Source organism: Alteromonas sp. CH_MED4-4, from assembly GCF_037029575.1.
GTDB classification, from domain to species: domain Bacteria; phylum Pseudomonadota; class Gammaproteobacteria; order Enterobacterales; family Alteromonadaceae; genus Alteromonas; species Alteromonas macleodii.
In genome coordinates, this window is the sequence record NZ_JAYMEU010000016.1 from 54298 (window position 1) to 71779 (window position 17482).

Genomic DNA, 17482 nt, shown 5'->3' on the forward strand with positions numbered 1-17482 from the left:
TTATTTTTCCTGTTGCCCAATGGTCACTCTAAAGCAAACATCGGCATAGTCTACATCTACAACACGCACATCACCATGCATCAGTCGAGCGCAATCGGCAACAATTGATAACCCTAAACCCGTCCCAATGACATTGTCGTTTCTCGGCTCGGTTCCTCGGATAAAAGGTTCAAATAAAGTATGTACTGACTCTGGAGCAATACGCTTACCGCGATTGGCAACATCGAGTACAAGATTATCGTTTTCGTTATAAAGGCTAATATTTATCGGTCTTCCCACTGCGCCATGCGCGACAGCATTGGACACCAAGTTATCAAGTATTCTTCTAAACAGCTCCTCGTCTATACGCACCTCGGACGCGGTTATCTTTACTTCCACTTCTCTATCCTGAATAGCGAGCGCGTAATCTTCTAAACAAGCAGAAACTAACTTGCTAACGTCACTTTGTACCATTTTCGGCTGAGCTTGTTGCAACAGCAGGTTGTAGTCGAGCAGCTTTTCCACCAGCGTGTTGAGTCTTTGCGTACTAGCAGTAAGTAGCGAAAGTACTTCGCGTTGACTGTTATTCAACTCGCCCACCACGTTTTCAGACAACAAGCTGCAGCCTTCTTTAATACTGGCAAGCGGAGTTTTGAGCTCGTGAGCAGCGTGTCGCAGCAAGGCGGTTCTAATATGCTCCAACTGCTGTAGTCGATCATAAAGCCAATGTAAGTCTTTCTCTACATCAATCAGTTCTTTTGGCGCTTGTCTTGAAAGGGGTGGAAGCTGACCATCGCTGTGGGCCATGATCCTTATAATCTTTTTTAAGTTGTTAACGGGGTTCACAATAAGTTGACTCCCCATCAGTATTAGCAATAACGAAACGCTTACAAGCATGGCCGTAGACCAAGCTTGTTTTGCTTGCATGGCATTTAAATCATCTTGCTGGACTTTGACACGTTCAGTAATAGCGGCTTCTACATCGTCGCGAAGCTGGTCGACGCTATCGCCCACCGATGCAAGGTAAGCATTAAGTAAAAGCTGGTCTTCAATCGCTCGATATTCGGCTAATTGATTTAGCTGTTCTGAAAGTCGTGTGCAGGTAGTTGGTACCGAGAGAGCCTGACATAGATTGTCAGCGGCCACTGCAAATTGATCGATGGCGTTATCAGAAAGGGATGCCACCCTATCATTTCTCAACACAGCAAATTGGCGAATGCTGCGCTCTACATCAACGACCGCGTTATCGAGTCTTTGCATGTCGCTAACAACATCGACAACAAACCGTGTTTCAAGTGTTGTCATTTGACCCACTTTGGCTAAGTCGCTTTGACTTTGCCAAAGTAAGGCTATAAGAGGAATAAGGGCCAGTACAAAACTACCTAGCGTCAACTGCCTTAGTGAACCAAGTTGTACCAAGCGTTCACCAAACGAAACCTTGTTTATCAGAACCTTACCCTCTTAAATATATTATTTTATCTACTCACTTGCTGTGAGCTTTTCATTGCCTGGCGTCAACTTGCTTTTTGCCAATTCGGCTTCGGAAAGTTTGCCATCTTCGTTGTCATCAATCAGCCCAAAGTTACGCAGTAGACCTGTGTGTCGAACCGCTTCTTTAAGTGATATCAGACCGTCTTTATCTGTGTCTAATTCCTGCATCAACGAGCGCGCTGGACTTGCGTACGCGTCCGCTACTGAAATGGCTTGTACTGCAGCAACAGCACAAAGTGCTAAGAAAACTTTTTCGAGACGTTTCATCATGAATCCTCCGCTAAACGCTTTTAAAATCCTTCTCAATCCGCTTTGATACCAGCCCTGTGTTATCAGGTTATGCTGCTATTAAAGCTCATGGATACTACCACTAGTCTTCAATTAACCACTATCATAATTGCATTCAAACTGCTTATGCGATTTTCAGACCAAAAAGAAAAAACACATTAAAAACAGAAATATACATAAATCAATATACTATTAAGCACTCAGCATACAGGTTAATTGTTGCAAAAAAGAAACACCACTTTGAAACACTGTATGACAAAGTGGTTTTATCGATACCTTGCTATACAGAGAAACTGCTATCGCTGTAATGGGAGGGAGAACAAGTGAGCTCCGATAAGGGGATGGGCTTGCTAAACATAAATCCTTGCACATTGTCACATCCATGCTCTCTAAGGTAATTCCACTGTTCAAGGTTTTCTATGCCCTCAGCACATACCGAGAGTGACAGTCTTTTTGCCAAATCAATAATTGCCCCAGTCACAAGACGGCTTCGTTCTGAAGTTTGAATTTCCATTACAAACTGTCGGTCAACTTTTAGCGTGTCGATATTGATTTGCGTCAGGTAACTTAACGAGGAGTAACCCGTTCCAAAATCATCTAGAGCTATGGCGCACCCCATGTTTCCGATGCGTCTGAAGAACTTGTTTGAAAGAGTAAAGTTTTCTAGATACGCACTTTCTGTCACTTCAAATTCAATGTTTTCTGGGTTGATGTCATAGAGCTTGAAAGTATTGTAGATGTAGTCAAACAGCTGCGAGCTTCGCAAATCATGTCCAGATAAATTGATTGAGGCTCTAAACGGAGACGTGGCCCATTGTTTTAGATCTGGCATATCAATACAAACGCGCTTAATTACCCAACGGGTAATTGCAGTGATCTTACCGCCCTGCTCAGCAATGGGGATAAACTCGTTCGGCATGACCAAGCCAAATTCAGGATGTTGCCAACGAATAAGCGCTTCTACGCCTATTACATTCCCTTCGTTGTTAACTTTAACCTGGTAATAAACAACAAATTCATCGTTGCTGATTCCTTGCTCAATACCGTTAGCTAAGTGGAGTTTACGCTTATGTGACTCAACCATATCAGGTGTAAACAGTGTGTAGCTGCCCCGCCCTCGCGCTTTTGAACGATACATTGCAAGGTCTGCATTGCTCATCAGCTCGCTTAGGTCGTAGCCCGCATCGGAAGCCGTAGCGATTCCAACGCTTAAACCTACCGTTAGTGATAAGCCACGCAGTTCAAAAGGCTCATCAAATGCGGTAATAAGTCGCGTTGCCAAGCTTTGCGCTTGGTCGGTAGTCACATCTCTATCGGGCAGTACTAAGAACTCATCACCTCCCAATCGCGCGAATAAGTCGCCGTCGCGCAGCAAACACTGAACTCTGTCAGCAACCTCAATGAGAATGAGATCTCCGGTTTCATGTCCTAAAGAATCATTGATGCCCTTAAACCCATCTAAATCAAAAAACAGGAGCAGTAAGTCTTCATCATTTCTTTTGGCTCTGGCTAGCTCAAGTCTTAAGTTATCGAGAACAAACTGTCGATTGGGAAGACCGGTTAAACTATCGAAGTTTGCCAGACGAGACATGGTTTCTTGTTGATCAACCAATGTTTGCTTTTGCTCAAAGTTGATAAGTAACTCAACTTCAATGGTATCCAATAAACTATTAATGTTATTCGATAACTGTCCAATTTCATTAGATGTATTAAGTGAACTGCGCAGCGCATAGTCTTTTGACTCAAATACTTCCTGAGTAAACTGCCTCAGCGACCCAATAGGAGAAATCAAACGGTATAAAATAAAGACACAAGTGCCAGTGCAAAGCAGCAAAACCGCGATAACGATAGGCACTTGCTTAATGATCTGGCGGGCTGAACTTGCCGCCATGGTGTCTTCAATGTCCACATAAAGCACAACATGTCCAAGTGGGTATAGGCTACTGCCTACAATTTGATGGGCAGTGATAACATTGTCGTATTGCGTAACACCGAATGGAATTTCTGCAGGATCAAGAGGAACAGATTGATTGGAAAGCTGGTTTAAGGAATCAGGTTGAATAGTGGATATGACTTGATAGTCGTTGTCATATAGCGTGGCGGAAATAAGATTATCGTGTTCTTTTATCGGTTGAAAAAGAGAGGAAAATAATGCGTTATCACCGGGACTTCGCTCCATGACAACCGATAACTGCAGCGACAAAGCGTTACTTAACGTCGCGGTATTGCCTTTAACCACATCCACCACAGAAGCGTTGTGTTCTAATTTATTAACAATTACCACAGAGAGCGCCAGCACCGACATCGTCAATGCAATGACAAGCCCAATTGGGATTTTCAACGTTCTAAACACTCAACTACCCTTACTTCAGTACTGCAAGCTGTTGTAAGCAAGTGATGCCATAGGCTCTGAAACAGCACTGTCACCGCTAAGCTTTTATTATTATTTGTTCACAATAGTAAGGTACAGGTCGCTAAATTTGAATCCATTTTTTTAGCTAATACAAAAAAGACTAACTGAGTGATGATGAACACTATGTTCTTTCAACTACTTCAAGTTTAGTTTTAATGTATTGGCTATGGGGAACGTACAATAAATCAGCTATTTGACGAATAGTACTCTCTTCAAGAGGCGCTAAAGATTCATCCGCGTATGCAATAGCCCAGAGGCTCTTTATCACATCTCTTTTCTCATCAGCGCTGCAGTGTTTATTTAGTACTTGAGTAAAACGCACTAAGTCAATTGAATCGTCAGCCGTCTCTTGCCCCCTTTCAAGCAACAACGACATCGCTTCCTCATCTATATTTACATGCTTTCTGAGCTGTTTCTCGTATTCACTTCTCTCGCTATCCGTTACCTCATTATCAGCATTAACAATTTCACTAAGTAATGCAGCAGTCGCCAATTCAACGGTATACGTTGGCTCTGTACGCTTATGCGTGTCTTCGAAAAATTTGAGAAATGATTTCAGCATGGGGCCCTACTTCTTGTGTCACCGCAGAAACGCCCGCGGTTAATGAAATTTGAGTATCGATAAAACTTTTACTCGGTAAAAGCTAAATTCGATTAATTGCTGGATTAGATGGACAGATTTACAGCGATGACCAAGTGAGCAAGTCTATGTAAACTGTACTCAGCGACTAAAGCTGTAAAGTGAGAGTTTAAAAGCCCTCAGAGAAACACGAATATGAACATTTTGCTCGTAAAGATATTTTCTAAAGGCGCCTAAATTTTAGTATCAAGTAAGCAAATCACTTTACTCCCGCCATTTTCGAACCACACTCGTTCGCACAGCGCGTGAAGCAAAGGAAGCCCACGCCCAAAGCTTTCGTCATGAACAGAATGACGCCGGCCTACCGTACTTGCCTTATTCCACTCGAAGCCTTCACCACTATCTTCAACCGCTATCAGCACCTTACCTTTAAGGGGTAAAGACTCTATCCGAATGTTAATTCGCCCGTGACTAAGCGCCTTTAGTGAAGCCTCGCGATTTTCGTAATATTGATGAAACCCTGTACTATCAGCTTTGAGTTTTGAGTCGAGTTTCAAGATCCCATGCTCTAGCGCATTATTAAACAGTTCCGACAACACAGTATAAATTATCGAACGCACCGCTTGAATGCCCTCGCATTGCCCCGCAAGCTGTAGCACGCGTTGAAGAATGTCAGGCTGTTTCAAATGTTGTGCGTCAAGCGCAACTTCATGCACCGATGGCAATCCAAAATCCATCTTTGGTGATACGGGCGTTTTAATGGGTTGAGAAGTAAACACGACTAGTGTGACATCATCGTGAAATGAAGAGGCTGCGCAATGCTCTTTCGCCTTAAGAAAAAGTGAATTGGATTCTATTTTCCCATGCGTCTGCATTTGCTCTTTTACTATTCTTACTAAGCCTTCCTCAAGAAGCATTTCTCCCTCTTGATTAGTACTCTCAATTAGCCCGTCGCTACAAATTACAAGCTGTTCATTGCATCCTAATTGAATGGTATCGCAATCGGTGTTGAGTTCATGCTCATCTAGGATCCCTAATGCCATGTGACGTGAGGGAATGCAGCGCAGTGCTAAATCAGTTTTCGCAGGAACAATGACAGCCGGCATTCCACCTTGCCATAAGTTTATTCTATTGCCCCCCGCGTTAATTTCGCCCACCACTGCGGCCATAAACATGTCACTTGGTAGAAACTTAATTAAAATTCGATTTAATTCTGAAATAATCTCAGAAATAGATACCCCTTGCTGGCTGAGTTCCTGAAAGGCTCGGGTTACAGGCAACGCACCAATTGCTGACGCCAAACCATGGCCTGTAAAATCTCCCACCACAAAATAAATACCACCACTAGGGCTTGATTCACATAGAAAGAGATCGCCATTAAAGGTTTCAGCTGGCTTTAGGAAGCAGTCGAAATGCGCCATTACCTCGGGCCGATTGACAATAGCGTGGCTAAAAATATGTTCAACGATGGCGTGCTCTCTCGCCACTCTTTGATTGAATAAACGAAGTGCTTTATTTTGCTGTTCTATGTGTTCACTCAAAGCACGTATTTTTAAGTGGGCTCGAATTTTGGCAATTAGAATGTGTCGGTCGAAGGGCTTTGTGGCAAAGTCGTTCCCGCCAACTTCCAGGCACCTCACTAAGCTTTCTTTATCTTCTAAAGCGGTGATAAAAAGAATAGGTAGATACGGCCCTTTCGCAAGCTTGCGTATTTTGGGTGCAACGTCAAAACCACTGAGCCCAGGCATCACAACATCCAACAAAACCAAGTCGGGTTTTTCGTGCGTAAATTTTTTGATAGCTTCAACACCATCCACCGCTTCGATACAGTCTTTATAGCCTGCGTTATAAAGCATGTTAGTAAGCAATGTACGGTTGATAGCCTCGTCGTCAACAATGAGGATCTTCACGTATGTCTCTTCGATAAAATGTTAATTTAGCGACTTGCTTTTCTTACTTAATGTCGAACTTTTTATCGAATCGAGATATTTTCAGGATTTTAGCAACCTGAGGACGGGCATTTTCGATACTGTAGGTTAATTCTCTTTCAGCGAGTGTCTTTTGCATGTTTAACAACATACCTAAGGCAGAGCTATCCATGTATTCAGTACGCGATAAATCTACGGTGATGTGAGAGACATCGGCGCCCAGTTCGCCATAGGCGTTTCTGAAGTCTTCTACCTTACTAAAGTCAAACTTAGTGCCTACATCTACCACTAGTACTTTCCCTTGATTTTGATAGCTCGACGTTATTTCCATATTCGCTCCTTAAAAATGTAAGCAGAAATGCTTCATCACATGCTTTTAACTTTGCTATTCTTATACTAGTTGAACTTTTACACATCGCCACGAAAGTCATCTTAAACTTTCGTATGGTAATGCTTTTTTTATCGCCATTTAGATGGAAAGACGCAATTTATTGAGGTATGTATGCAAGACTGGCAAGACGCCCTTTTGGTCTATAGTACTGAAAGCGGCAAAATAAAGCCTGAGCCAAAAGAGCAAGCGCGTTCGGTGTCTTCTGACGGCGTTGTTCGTATTCACAGGGAAACTAAAGGTCGCAAAGGAAAAGGGGTGTCTCTGATTAAGGGATTAGACCTCGCGTCTGATGAGCTGAAAAAACTAGGCTCTGAGCTAAAGAAAAAATGTGGTTGCGGCGGCGCAGTGAAAGACGGTGTCATTGAAGTACAAACTGATGACAGGGAAAAGCTCCGCACACTACTGACCGATAAAGGGTATAAAGTTAAGCTTGCTGGGGGCTAATGTAACGCTAGCCAGCTAGCGAGCTCTCACTTTTTCATAAACATATAACAAAAAGAGTCTGAAATGGAAAAGCTGTCAATTTCTGATCTACACATTATTTTAGTTGAGCCTTCTGACACACAAAGAAAGATCATCACCACTTTGTTGTTAAAAGAGCACGTAAAGGAAATTGACCCCGTCAGTACCCTTTCCGAAGCTCGTTCAGCGGTAAAAGCGCACGGTGCTGACCTAATCGTAAGCGCGATGTACTACGAAGATGGAACCGCACTAGAACTACTTAAATTCATCAAAGAAGACGACGCATTTAAAACAATCCCCTTCATGTTGGTTTCCAGTGAAAATCGTTTAAGCAAACTAGAAGAGTTTAAGCAGGCGGGTGTTGCGGCAATTCTTCCTAAACCATTTGAACCACTTCACTTGTCTCGTGCGTTAAACGCAAGCTTAGACCTAATTAACCACGATGAACTAGAATTAGAACTATTTGACGTACACGACGTTCGCGTACTACTTGTTGATGACAGTAAATTAGCGCGTAATCATATTCGACGCGTACTAGAAGGCATGGGACTTCAACGCATAAAAGAAGCTGAGAATGGCGCAATGGCGCTAACTTATATAAAAGATGAACCTTTTGACCTCGTGGTTACCGACTACAATATGCCCGAAATGGATGGCAGGGAACTATCGGAATTTATCCGCTTTAATCCAGAAACCACACATATACCGATTATCATGGTAACGTCAGAGTCAGCTGACAGTGCACATATGGCTAATATTCAGCAAACAGGTGTGAACGCGCTATGCGATAAGCCTTTTGAGCCCAACGAAGTAAGACAAATGCTTTCAGCACTATTAGGTAACTAAGCGTTAAAATATAAACGACGTTCTCAAATTACCCAGCGGCCGGTGCTTATTTTCGGCACCTGCCAACGCTTCATGCCCTAACCGTTTGGCTTTTTATAAAGCCAAAAGCGCATTTTAATCACTTTTTCAAGCCCTCCACATTAAAAACAACTATTCAATTTGTAAAAATGGGTTGACACACATAGGCGTTCAACATACATTCAAACCTATGAAACAGAATACTATGCACGTAGCACTTTTCTTTTTTGCGTTTACATCCTTTAACTAGGGAGGCGCGGCTACATGCATGAAAACCTCCCAACCGGGAGGTTTTTTTTTAGCAGAATTTTCTTATACGATACGCACGGGAATGATATGTCAGACAATGCATTAGATACTGTTAGAGAGCGGATTACCGCTTTAGACAGTGAATTACTTACTTTACTCTCAGAACGCAGAAAGTTAACCAACGAAGTGGCTGAGACGAAAATAAAGCATCACATTCCTGTGAGAGATCAAAAGCGAGAAGAACAGCTATTGGTGCGCCTAATAAAAGAAGGCCAAAACATCGGCTTAGACCCTCATTATGTGACACAAATTTTCCACGTTATTATTGAAGACTCTGTTTTAAACCAGCAGGCTATGCTTGCTGAACGCGCTAACCCTGGCAGTACATTGCCCTTAAACCGAGTGGCATTCTTGGGCGACAAGGGCTCTTACTCTTATCTAGCAACTCAAAAGTACTTCTCTCGTCGCCCAGGCGAATTGCTGGAAATTGGCTGTCAGAGCTTTGCAGAAATTATTCACAAAGTTGAAAGTACAGAAGCCGATTACGCGGTATTGCCTATTGAGAACACGACGTCTGGCAGTATCAATGAAGTGTATGACCAACTACAGCATACCCAACTTAGTATTATTGGTGAACTCACCCACCCTATCCGCCATACATTGTTAGTGGGAGCCAACACCAGTATCGATAAAATCAAAACGCTTTACGCTCACCCTCAAGTGTTCACTCAGTGTAGCCATTTCTTAGCAGAACTAGGGAACGTAGAAGTGAAAACCATGGACAGCACCTCGTCTGCCATGTTGACAGTTAGTGAGCTTAAACGCGATGACGTAGCCGCAATAGGCAGCGAAGCGGGTGGTAACTTGTACGGCCTAATGGCAATAAAGAGTAACTTAGCAAACCAAAAAGAAAACCATAGCCGTTTTATCGTTGTTGCGCGCAACCCAGTAGTGGTTCCACTTCAAGTTCCTGCTAAAACAACACTTGTTATGTCTACCATCCAAAAGCCAGGTGCACTTGTAGAGGCCTTGTTGGTGCTACGAGAGAACAGCATCAATATGACGAAGCTTGAATCGCGTCCTATTCCAGGTAATCCATGGGAAGAGATGTTCTACATTGATGTAGAAGGCAACGTAGAAGATGGCCCTGTACAAAATGCCCTTGATGCATTGCGTGGTATTACCCGCTACATCAAAGTATTGGGCTGCTATCCAAGCGAAGAAATTAGCCCGACCAAAGTGGCCGCGGCGAGTGCACTGGCTGATTAAGCCAGCACACGCCCCATTGTTTACTTTCTTTCGTTGTAATGTTTAGGCAGGCTGAAAGGCTTGCCCAACATTACCAACGTCACTTTCACCATTAACCTGGAAGACAGAAACTCTGTTGCGGCCATGCTTTTTACTGCCATACAAAGCTTCATCGGCATTGGCATACAGCGCCTCGAATTGATACTTTGATGACGCAGTGCTGGAGATACCAAAGCTTGCTGAAATATCGAAGGTAAAACCGCTTTCAGCTGTATCAATTTGACGGATACTATTGCGCATACTTTCCGCTATTTCTTTTGCTTTTTTCTCATTACACCCTGGTAATAGTAGGCCGAACTCCTCACCACCTAAGCGCCCGAAAACATCTTCTTTTCTGCAGTGTTTCCTCACCGCGTTAACTACTGCTTTTAATACCCAATCGCCTGTTGGATGGCCGTAGCTATCGTTAACTGACTTAAAGTGATCAAGGTCGAAAATTACAAAAGATAATACGTCCTGCTGCTCTGACATTCGATCAAGCGCTTTCGATGCCAACTCAGTAAAATAGTGACGGTTCGCCACTTTTGTTAACGAGTCAGTTTGCGCCTTTTCCCTAAGTGCTGCATGTAACTTACGATTTATTATTGCCCACATAAGGACAAGTATCGTGGTGGAAGCAAGCAATGTTATCAACAGCCTGTGATTTTGCTTTTCTTCTCGGGAAAGTGCTGCTTGTGCTTTCAGTAGGCTATTCTCTTTGTCCAGTAGCTGAATTTCGATATTCTTCTCGAGGTTATCGAACTTAGCCTGTTGAATCGCCATTTGCTTAACGTTGTACTCATCAAGGTACGCTTTATCAGCCTCAGCGTATTGAATGAATGCATCTAATGCTTGTGCATTATCCCCTTTCTCTATTGCCGACTGGTACAGTATATAATATGCCGTTTTTCTGGGTTTTGAATATCCCATGCCTTTTGCAAGCTCCGCGCCTTTAAGCGCACTCTCCTGTGCGTTATGAAAGAGCTTATTGGCAAAATAGGCTTGTGCTAGCGCTGTATAGTACTCTGACGTTAATCGTGGATAGTTAGTACTTTCAACATCTGCTTGGATAGCAAGTAAGGCGTCTAACGCCCCTGCGATACTGTCTGGCGATGCTAACATCAGTTGAGCAAGCCATAATTTTGCTAGATTCAGAGCGATTGGCTCTTTACTCGCATTACATACCTCAATGGTTGTATTTAGCGTTTCTCGGTCAAGTCGTCCTAAATTATGCAGCGACTCACTACGCAGATTGTGAGCCAGACACGCATTGCGGGAAGAAAGCTCTTGTCCAATTACGCGAGCACTGTACTGCAAACTCTGCTCAAACTCCTCCAACTGATTATAAAAAAGCGCAATCGTCAAAATTGAAAGGTGCTTATCTTTATCTTTCGCTAACGAAAGTAGAGGAACAATATCAGGAATTTGCTGAAGTGCTTTGGGAAAATCCCGAACTAACGCGTAGTTGTTGAGAATTGAATTTTTGGCTCGTAGTTGTAACGATTTATCTGAAGCACTTTGAAAAACACTTTCATAAAGCGGAACTGCCTCTATGAGTTTTCCTGAATACGATAAACTATAAGCATTGAGATAGTTAAAGTATTGGACTTGGGCCGGTGAGAAGGAGGCTGATTTATTACTGAGAGCAGACAATGACGTACGAAACGCCTCCACGTCTTGACTGCGAAGTGCATCAGCGCGCACTAACTGCTGATCAATTTCGTCAGCAGAAAGCGGAAATATGAAAAAGGGGCAAAGTAACGCCCCTATTAATAGTCTAGCCAGCATTTTCAACTATCACGGTTAGTGGATTGAAGCTTGGTTCTTTTCGCCACTGTCTGGTGCATCTCCTGGCGCTTCTTGCTCTTCGTCTTCTGGCATCAAAAGACACCACATTTTTTCTTTGTCTTTTGAAAGTTCATCAGCGTGATCAGCTTTGAACTGAGCAATAATGTCTGAGTTGCGTTGTTTAGATGCATCTTGTGCAATTGCTAGTAATTCTTTTAGCGCCTTCATGAGTGTGTATTCAGCTTATAATTTTTAGTTAATACTAGATTATCAACAAATTGATGGGATGTTAATCAATTACGTATAGTCTTTTTGACATATAATACCAGTGCGAGTGGACACACGCGTCGCGTTTAAGGGCAACTTATGGTTAATCGTTCGGTTGACGATAACTCAGTTACAAAGGCGTTCAAAAGTATAGGTTGTTAGTTCGCTTTTGCTTCCCATTGATAAACTGTCGTTTTTCTTAACAAAGCCCAATTGAGTAACTAATCGCCGTGTTGCCAAATGGCGTATTTGGAACTGAGCAACGATGCGGTCGAGATTTACATGTGAAATACCGTAGTCAACCAAGGCTCCCATCGCTTCCCGAGCAGCCCCTTTGCCATTCATCTTTCGAGCTAACATTATGCCAATCTCTGCGCTATTCTTGTGAGTATGTTTACGTAACATCTGAATACCGCAAAATGCTTTTGTGTAATTGCAAGTTATTACCCAGACTTTCTGCGTTGGCCAAGGCTGACGGTTTGCTTCAATGAATCCACTAGTCACTCGCTCACTTTCGGCTTTAGTCAGGGGCGTGCCAATTAACCGCATTACTTTCTCATCTTGATACAGCGCTGCCGCCTCTGCAGCCCACTTATCATCAAGCAGTTCGCAAGTAAAACGATGCGTTACGAATTGCATAAATTACTATTTGTGGAGTAGTCAGTATCATCAAGCTTTAGTGTTTTTACCGGTGGAATAACCAGCGTTGTATGTTGATTAATTTCGTGTTCATGCAAGTCGGCAATAGCAATACTTTCTGCTCTGAAATCTTCAATAGGTAACGTTGCTGCTTCGTACAAAATAGCAGTGTCCTCGGCGTTATAAATTGACAGTAATTTATCTGTGAGCTTTTTTCGCTGAAGCGGCGTTGAAGTATATACAGCGCTTGAAAAGTCGCCGACAACACCCACTTGCCATAAAATTAAGTATGCAGCGGTATCTATTTCCCGTTTGAATTTAAGGAATTGGTTGGCTTCATAATGCTGGCAACCAACTGCCCCAGGGTCGACGCCCAAATCAGCATACAGGCACGATTCCGCGGAAATACCAGGTAGCATGTATGCTTCGAAGCCTTTTTGTTTGGCTCTGTTTACTGCGTCTAGCGGCGCTTTTGCAAATACACTGGGGTGACCGTAAAACGCCCCAACAACTTTTTGACCTTGTTCCACCTTATTTAGCATCGCATTAGTCATCTGAGCATACGTTTCGTGACGGTCTTTTCCATCTTCATAGAATGATTGAAGATTGACGGTATTATTGTTTAAAGACGTGATCCACGCTTCCATATAGTGTTCGGCTACGCATACAAATACGACGTCGGCCTGTTCTATATGACTTTGACATATTGGCGACATGTGCGCGCCAACCATCATGCCAGTTCCCACGCAAACCAAACTACCCCGCTGCATTAAAATTCCCTTATTGTTCTTATTTGATGTCAGTTATTATTTTTAAAAATCTGCTTTAGTGTTTCAACTATTTGGCCAGCAGTGACTTTGTGTGCGAAGGACACCACGCCATATTCACCTCTTGCTCTGTCAAAAATTGTATAGTATTGAGAAATCAGCGGAAGCCCCAGAATAGTTTGATTTGGCCAGTGTTTTAAGGGAAAGATTTTAAAGGACGCAAAGTTATATGACGGTGCGTGTATCTGCCAATATGCTTCAGGAGGAAGCTTTAGTGCTATGTCTTCCCCGTCTTCCCCCTCAAGTATAAACGTTAGCGTTGGCCATTTTGTAAGATCTAATTCCGTTAATGGAATACCTTGCTCTTGTAACGAAAAAGCCGTGAATGGCGCGAGCAACACATCGGCATTTCCAACGCACGCGTGAATCTGACCCATCACATCATCATACAGCGACTCTGGTAAGCCTATGACAGTAGCACCTGTATCGACAATAGCATTTGAACACCAGCGAGCTTGATCGGAAGCTTTCAACACAGGCGCATTAGTGGCCACACCCTCGCACTCTATAGCTTTCAACGTGACGTTATAAAACTTGTCGTGAAGCACTTTCGCATTCAACAAAGGAGGCGAATATAAGTCTTTGTGAAATAGGGGTTCACCAACCACAAATAGCCCATGATTTGTTCGATGAGCTAGCGCAGCGGTAAGGCAGTTGCCGTCGACGTTATAAATGCTTGAACGATGCAACCAGAACGCAAACTTATTCGCTGTTATATGTTGTTGCTCAAGATATGAAAAATAGCTGGGCAACGTTGTGGCAATCGGCTTATCTACGTTTAGTTCAGCTTGTTCAGTTTCTACAGAATCCGAGAGTAAAGCACTATAAAAGTCATGCTCACTTAGTTTTTCTTTGGTTTCATCACAGTAGCGATAAGCGTGATTTAGTGGTTGATACGCCAACCCCATAATTCCGTCAGCTTTCTTGAAGCAAGGTTGTTCGGGCGAATTTGGCTCTTTTGCAATCGCGACGAAAGTTTGAGGTAGCGTCACACTATGACCAAAAATGCCAAGGTGCACTGTCGTTTTGACCACAGGGCCGTGCCAACTGCCTTCTGCATATTTTATGGATTGAGAGTAGTAGGTAAACTCAACATAATTATCTTTTTCTACATGATAGTGCGCGTGGCCCAAAGCAAGCGTAGCGCTTCCCGTATCTAGAATCAGATGAACTGCTTGCTGATGCGCGCCTACATGTGCTCTCACACTATAGCCGCCATCAGCGAAAATATTGGTAATTGGCAAACGAAGAGAGCGAGTCACGTTGGCTACCTTAAATTAGCTTTGGCTCTTAACAGTCTGTTAGAACTACTTATCTCTTAAAAGCTGACCATCGTCCGCTTTTAACAGCATCTGTTTGCTGTCTACCAAGCACTTCTTCGCATAGTCTCCGAACCACGCGCCGACTTTCATAAACTGTTCGACAAACCCTTTTTTATCGCCATTCTCAAGTAATGACAATGCAATCCCAAAACGTTCATAAAAGCGGCGTAGAAGCGCGAAATTGTCGGGGTTATTAAAGATAATATCTGCGTATAGCTGTGGTGACTGAGCGAACAGTCGACCTACCATCGCGAGTTCTAAGCGATAAATAGGTGAGCTAAACATGGTGAGTGATTCAAGATTGGGATCTTCACCTTTTAGGTGCTGCCCGTACACAAACGTGTTGAAGTGACGCATTACCTGAATGTAAGCCATGGCTTGGTCATGTTCTTGTGCGCTGGAGTCGTGAATGGTAGCACCCCAAATTCGCATTTGCTCAATGAGCCAACTGTATTTCTCACTGCCACGTCCGTCGCACACTACCACTACCTGTTTAATCATGCCAGGCGCGTCAGGACCAAACATGGGGTGCAGTCCAACAACCGGACCATTGTGTGCGGCAAGCATCGCCTCAAGTGGCTTAGCTTTAATACTGGTTATATCTGCAAGCACGCAATCCTCTGGCAGCATAGTAAGCTTGCTAATCACGGCTTCGGTTAGATTAATAGGCACTGCAACAACAACCAGTGAAGCACAGCTTAATAACGATGTTGCTATACCACTTTCCCAGTCGTCTTTTTCCACAACTGAAACGTTGTAATTACTTCGTTCGAACAAGCTCACAAACACACGGCCAAGTGCCCCTGCTCCACCAATTACAACAACGTTGTCGACATCAGGTTTCACACAGCGATATTTGTTGTTTTGCGTGTGATAAGACTCTCGCATTACTCGACGTAATAAGTCTTCGGTGAGATCGGGCGAAACCCCAAGTGCTTCTGCCTGAGCACGGCGGGAGGCGATCAACGCTTTTTCACGCTCTGGTACATAAACGGGCATACCAGCTTCAGCCTTAATCTGACCGACCTGGGTTGTAATTTGATTGCGTTTTGCGAGTAATTCGACAAGCTGGGTATCCAGCTCGTCGATACCTTCACGCAGCGTATCTAACTTTTTTAAGTGCTGCGATAAATCGGCCATTCTGTCTTATCCTTGAATCAAATGGCACGGGGCTTAGTGGCAAATTTTTCTTGCCACTTTAGGCGTTGCTTGGATTTATGCCACCGTGCGCTTATTTTGGCGTAAGGGTAACACAGTTATTAATTTATCTCTGGTTTGAGATATTAAGTTCTCTGTTGTTTCCCAATCAATACATCCGTCTGTAATTGAAACACCATACTCAAGTTCTTCTGGCTTTTTACCTTCAGCTTTTTGATTACCCGATTTCAAGTGACTTTCCAACATAACGCCAATGATAGACTGATTGCCTTCTAGAATTTGATTGACCACGTTCTGTGCAACCAATGGCTGACGGCGATAATCTTTTGAAGAGTTTGCATGGCTGCAATCTACTACTAAGCCCGCTGTTAAACCAGCATCCTGCAACTCAATCTCGCACTCTGATACGCAAACCGAGTCGTAGTTAGGCTGCTTTCCACCGCGCAAAATAATGTGGCCATCTGGATTACCGCTGGTCCCGATAATACTTACCTGGCCTTGCTTATTGATTCCCATAAAGCGGTGACCCGATGCGGCCGATTTAAGGGCGTTTATGGCAATATCTAGGCTTCCATCTGTACCATTTTTGAATCCTACAGGCATAGACAGGCCGCTGGCCATTTCACGGTGGGTTTGCGATTCAGAGGTACGCGCACCGATAGCAGCCCAGCTAAATAGCTCTGCAAGATATTGCGGACTAATTGGATCTAGTGCTTCTGTTGCAACAGGCAGCTCTAATTCTGCAAGCCAAATTAACAACTCTCTTGCCTTACGAAGACCGGTTTCAATATCAAATGTACCGTCGATATGCGGGTCGTTAATTAAACCTTTCCAACCTGTTGTGGTACGCGGCTTTTCGAAGTACACACGCATAACGATAAATAGCGTGTCTTTGCATGATTCATGAAGCTCTTTAAGCTTAAGTGCGTACTCTTTCGCGGCTTCAACGTCGTGTATAGAACATGGTCCACACACTACAAGCAATCTATGGTCGCGACGATGAATGATATCTGAAACAATCTTTCTAGACTCAGAGATAGCCGCTAACGCTTTGTCTGACACAGGCAATTCAGCACTAAGCGCTTCAGGGGTTATAAGTACATCTTCGGTACTTACGTGAACATTATTTACGGTGTCCTTGATCATGGGAGCTCTCTTACTCTCTTAACTACAAATAAAAAACGGAACATTAAACGCCAAAAGAGTGTGCAATCTGCGTGTAAACTTTATTGTACAACTAGCTTTTTCTATATTTCTTTAACGTCATTGACTTTTTAGCAACTCAAGCGTAATCGCGCAAGTAATAACGAATAATACTTTAATCTAGGGTAGATTCGAAGCGAATGAGCATGACTGAATGGCAATAGTGCATAGAGATAGCACAATTTTTAACCGACAGTGAGGCTTGTTCCGAATTACCTCATTAGTCAAACGCTTTGTAGTGACATCCCGTCCTTACGTTTTCAAATGATCCACGAATTTAATGACGTAATTGACCAACATAAATAAGCTAAATTTCTCATTTATTGTCAGGATTTTGTATCATTGC

General features: G+C 43.3%; 16 protein-coding genes. 3 read left to right on the forward strand and 13 right to left on the reverse strand.

What is annotated here, in order from left to right; translation table 11 throughout:
- The 6 genes from WA381_RS12510 to WA381_RS12535 all read right to left on the reverse strand — a co-directional run bounded on the left by WA381_RS12510 (position 1) and on the right by WA381_RS12535 (position 7010).
- On the reverse strand, positions 1-1398 hold the full coding sequence (locus WA381_RS12510; RefSeq protein WP_014948855.1) for a sensor histidine kinase: 1398 nt from the start codon (positions 1396-1398) through the stop codon (positions 1-3).
- A 60-nt stretch (positions 1399-1458) separates the two neighbouring features.
- Positions 1459-1740 (reverse strand): calcium-binding protein, encoded by a 282-nt coding sequence (locus WA381_RS12515; RefSeq protein ID WP_223866688.1) that lies wholly within the window; start codon positions 1738-1740, stop codon positions 1459-1461.
- Between the two features lie 298 nt (positions 1741-2038).
- On the reverse strand, positions 2039-4111 hold the full coding sequence (locus WA381_RS12520; RefSeq protein ID WP_156086132.1) for a putative bifunctional diguanylate cyclase/phosphodiesterase: 2073 nt from the start codon (positions 4109-4111) through the stop codon (positions 2039-2041).
- Between the two features lie 181 nt (positions 4112-4292).
- Positions 4293-4733, reverse strand: a complete 441-nt coding sequence (locus tag WA381_RS12525; protein WP_156086131.1) for a tellurite resistance TerB family protein — start codon at positions 4731-4733, stop codon at positions 4293-4295.
- Between the two features lie 251 nt (positions 4734-4984).
- Positions 4985-6661 (reverse strand): fused response regulator/phosphatase, encoded by a 1677-nt coding sequence (locus WA381_RS12530; RefSeq protein WP_156086130.1) that lies wholly within the window; start codon positions 6659-6661, stop codon positions 4985-4987.
- Between the two features lie 43 nt (positions 6662-6704).
- Positions 6705-7010 (reverse strand): STAS domain-containing protein, encoded by a 306-nt coding sequence (locus WA381_RS12535; protein ID WP_014948848.1) that lies wholly within the window; start codon positions 7008-7010, stop codon positions 6705-6707.
- 171 nt (positions 7011-7181) lie between these two features.
- Between WA381_RS12535 and yciH the strand changes: the two genes are divergently transcribed.
- The 3 genes from yciH to pheA all read left to right on the forward strand — a co-directional run bounded on the left by yciH (position 7182) and on the right by pheA (position 9914).
- Positions 7182-7514 (forward strand): stress response translation initiation inhibitor YciH, encoded by a 333-nt coding sequence (gene yciH / locus WA381_RS12540; RefSeq protein WP_014948847.1) that lies wholly within the window; start codon positions 7182-7184, stop codon positions 7512-7514.
- A 63-nt stretch (positions 7515-7577) separates the two neighbouring features.
- Positions 7578-8378: a response regulator gene (locus WA381_RS12545; RefSeq protein ID WP_014948846.1), complete on the forward strand. Its 801-nt coding sequence runs from the start codon at positions 7578-7580 to the stop codon at positions 8376-8378.
- Between the two features lie 282 nt (positions 8379-8660).
- Complete coding sequence (gene pheA, locus WA381_RS12550; RefSeq protein ID WP_197044398.1) at positions 8661-9914, forward strand: prephenate dehydratase; 1254 nt, start codon at positions 8661-8663, stop codon at positions 9912-9914.
- 42 nt (positions 9915-9956) lie between these two features.
- On the opposite strand, the gene WA381_RS12555 is transcribed toward pheA, so the two are convergent.
- From WA381_RS12555 to WA381_RS12585, 7 genes are all read right to left on the reverse strand, one after another.
- The gene (locus WA381_RS12555; RefSeq protein WP_231506439.1) at positions 9957-11720 is read right to left on the reverse strand and encodes a GGDEF domain-containing protein; all 1764 of its coding nucleotides are present in this window, start codon (positions 11718-11720) and stop codon (positions 9957-9959) included.
- 15 nt (positions 11721-11735) lie between these two features.
- A complete protein-coding gene (locus tag WA381_RS12560) occupies positions 11736-11948 on the reverse strand; it encodes a hypothetical protein (RefSeq protein ID WP_061485230.1) in 213 nt (70 codons plus the stop codon).
- A 165-nt stretch (positions 11949-12113) separates the two neighbouring features.
- Entirely contained in the window at positions 12114-12626 is a 513-nt protein-coding gene (locus WA381_RS12565) for a GNAT family N-acetyltransferase (RefSeq protein ID WP_061485228.1), read from the reverse strand.
- On the reverse strand, positions 12614-13396 hold the full coding sequence (locus tag WA381_RS12570) for an SAM-dependent methyltransferase (protein WP_156086129.1): 783 nt from the start codon (positions 13394-13396) through the stop codon (positions 12614-12616). Before WA381_RS12570 ends, WA381_RS12565 begins: the two co-directional genes overlap by 13 nt.
- Before the next feature lie 29 nt (positions 13397-13425).
- Positions 13426-14715: a pepsin-like aspartic protease gene (locus tag WA381_RS12575; protein ID WP_061485224.1), complete on the reverse strand. Its 1290-nt coding sequence runs from the start codon at positions 14713-14715 to the stop codon at positions 13426-13428.
- Between the two features lie 45 nt (positions 14716-14760).
- Positions 14761-15915 (reverse strand): bifunctional chorismate mutase/prephenate dehydrogenase, encoded by a 1155-nt coding sequence (tyrA, locus tag WA381_RS12580; RefSeq protein WP_061094610.1) that lies wholly within the window; start codon positions 15913-15915, stop codon positions 14761-14763.
- A gap of 75 nt (positions 15916-15990) precedes the next feature.
- Positions 15991-17079, reverse strand: a complete 1089-nt coding sequence (locus tag WA381_RS12585; RefSeq protein ID WP_061485222.1) for a 3-deoxy-7-phosphoheptulonate synthase — start codon at positions 17077-17079, stop codon at positions 15991-15993.
- Between the last annotated feature and the right edge of the window lie 403 nt (positions 17080-17482).

Coding starts and splice junctions, on each gene's coding strand:
- pheA (WP_197044398.1), top strand. CDS start 8,661: ATGCATGAAAACCTCCCAACCGGGAGGTTTTTTTTTAGCAGAATTTTC.
- WA381_RS12515 (WP_223866688.1), bottom strand. CDS start 1,740: ATGATGAAACGTCTCGAAAAAGTTTTCTTAGCACTTTGTGCTGTTGCT.
- WA381_RS12570 (WP_156086129.1), bottom strand. CDS start 13,396: ATGCAGCGGGGTAGTTTGGTTTGCGTGGGAACTGGCATGATGGTTGGC.
- WA381_RS12525 (WP_156086131.1), bottom strand. CDS start 4,733: ATGCTGAAATCATTTCTCAAATTTTTCGAAGACACGCATAAGCGTACA.
- WA381_RS12555 (WP_231506439.1), bottom strand. CDS start 11,720: ATGCTGGCTAGACTATTAATAGGGGCGTTACTTTGCCCCTTTTTCATA.
- WA381_RS12545 (WP_014948846.1), top strand. CDS start 7,578: ATGGAAAAGCTGTCAATTTCTGATCTACACATTATTTTAGTTGAGCCT.
- WA381_RS12560 (WP_061485230.1), bottom strand. CDS start 11,948: ATGAAGGCGCTAAAAGAATTACTAGCAATTGCACAAGATGCATCTAAA.
- WA381_RS12535 (WP_014948848.1), bottom strand. CDS start 7,010: ATGGAAATAACGTCGAGCTATCAAAATCAAGGGAAAGTACTAGTGGTA.
- WA381_RS12565 (WP_061485228.1), bottom strand. CDS start 12,626: ATGCAATTCGTAACGCATCGTTTTACTTGCGAACTGCTTGATGATAAG.
- WA381_RS12585 (WP_061485222.1), bottom strand. CDS start 17,079: ATGATCAAGGACACCGTAAATAATGTTCACGTAAGTACCGAAGATGTA.
- tyrA (WP_061094610.1), bottom strand. CDS start 15,915: ATGGCCGATTTATCGCAGCACTTAAAAAAGTTAGATACGCTGCGTGAA.
- yciH (WP_014948847.1), top strand. CDS start 7,182: ATGCAAGACTGGCAAGACGCCCTTTTGGTCTATAGTACTGAAAGCGGC.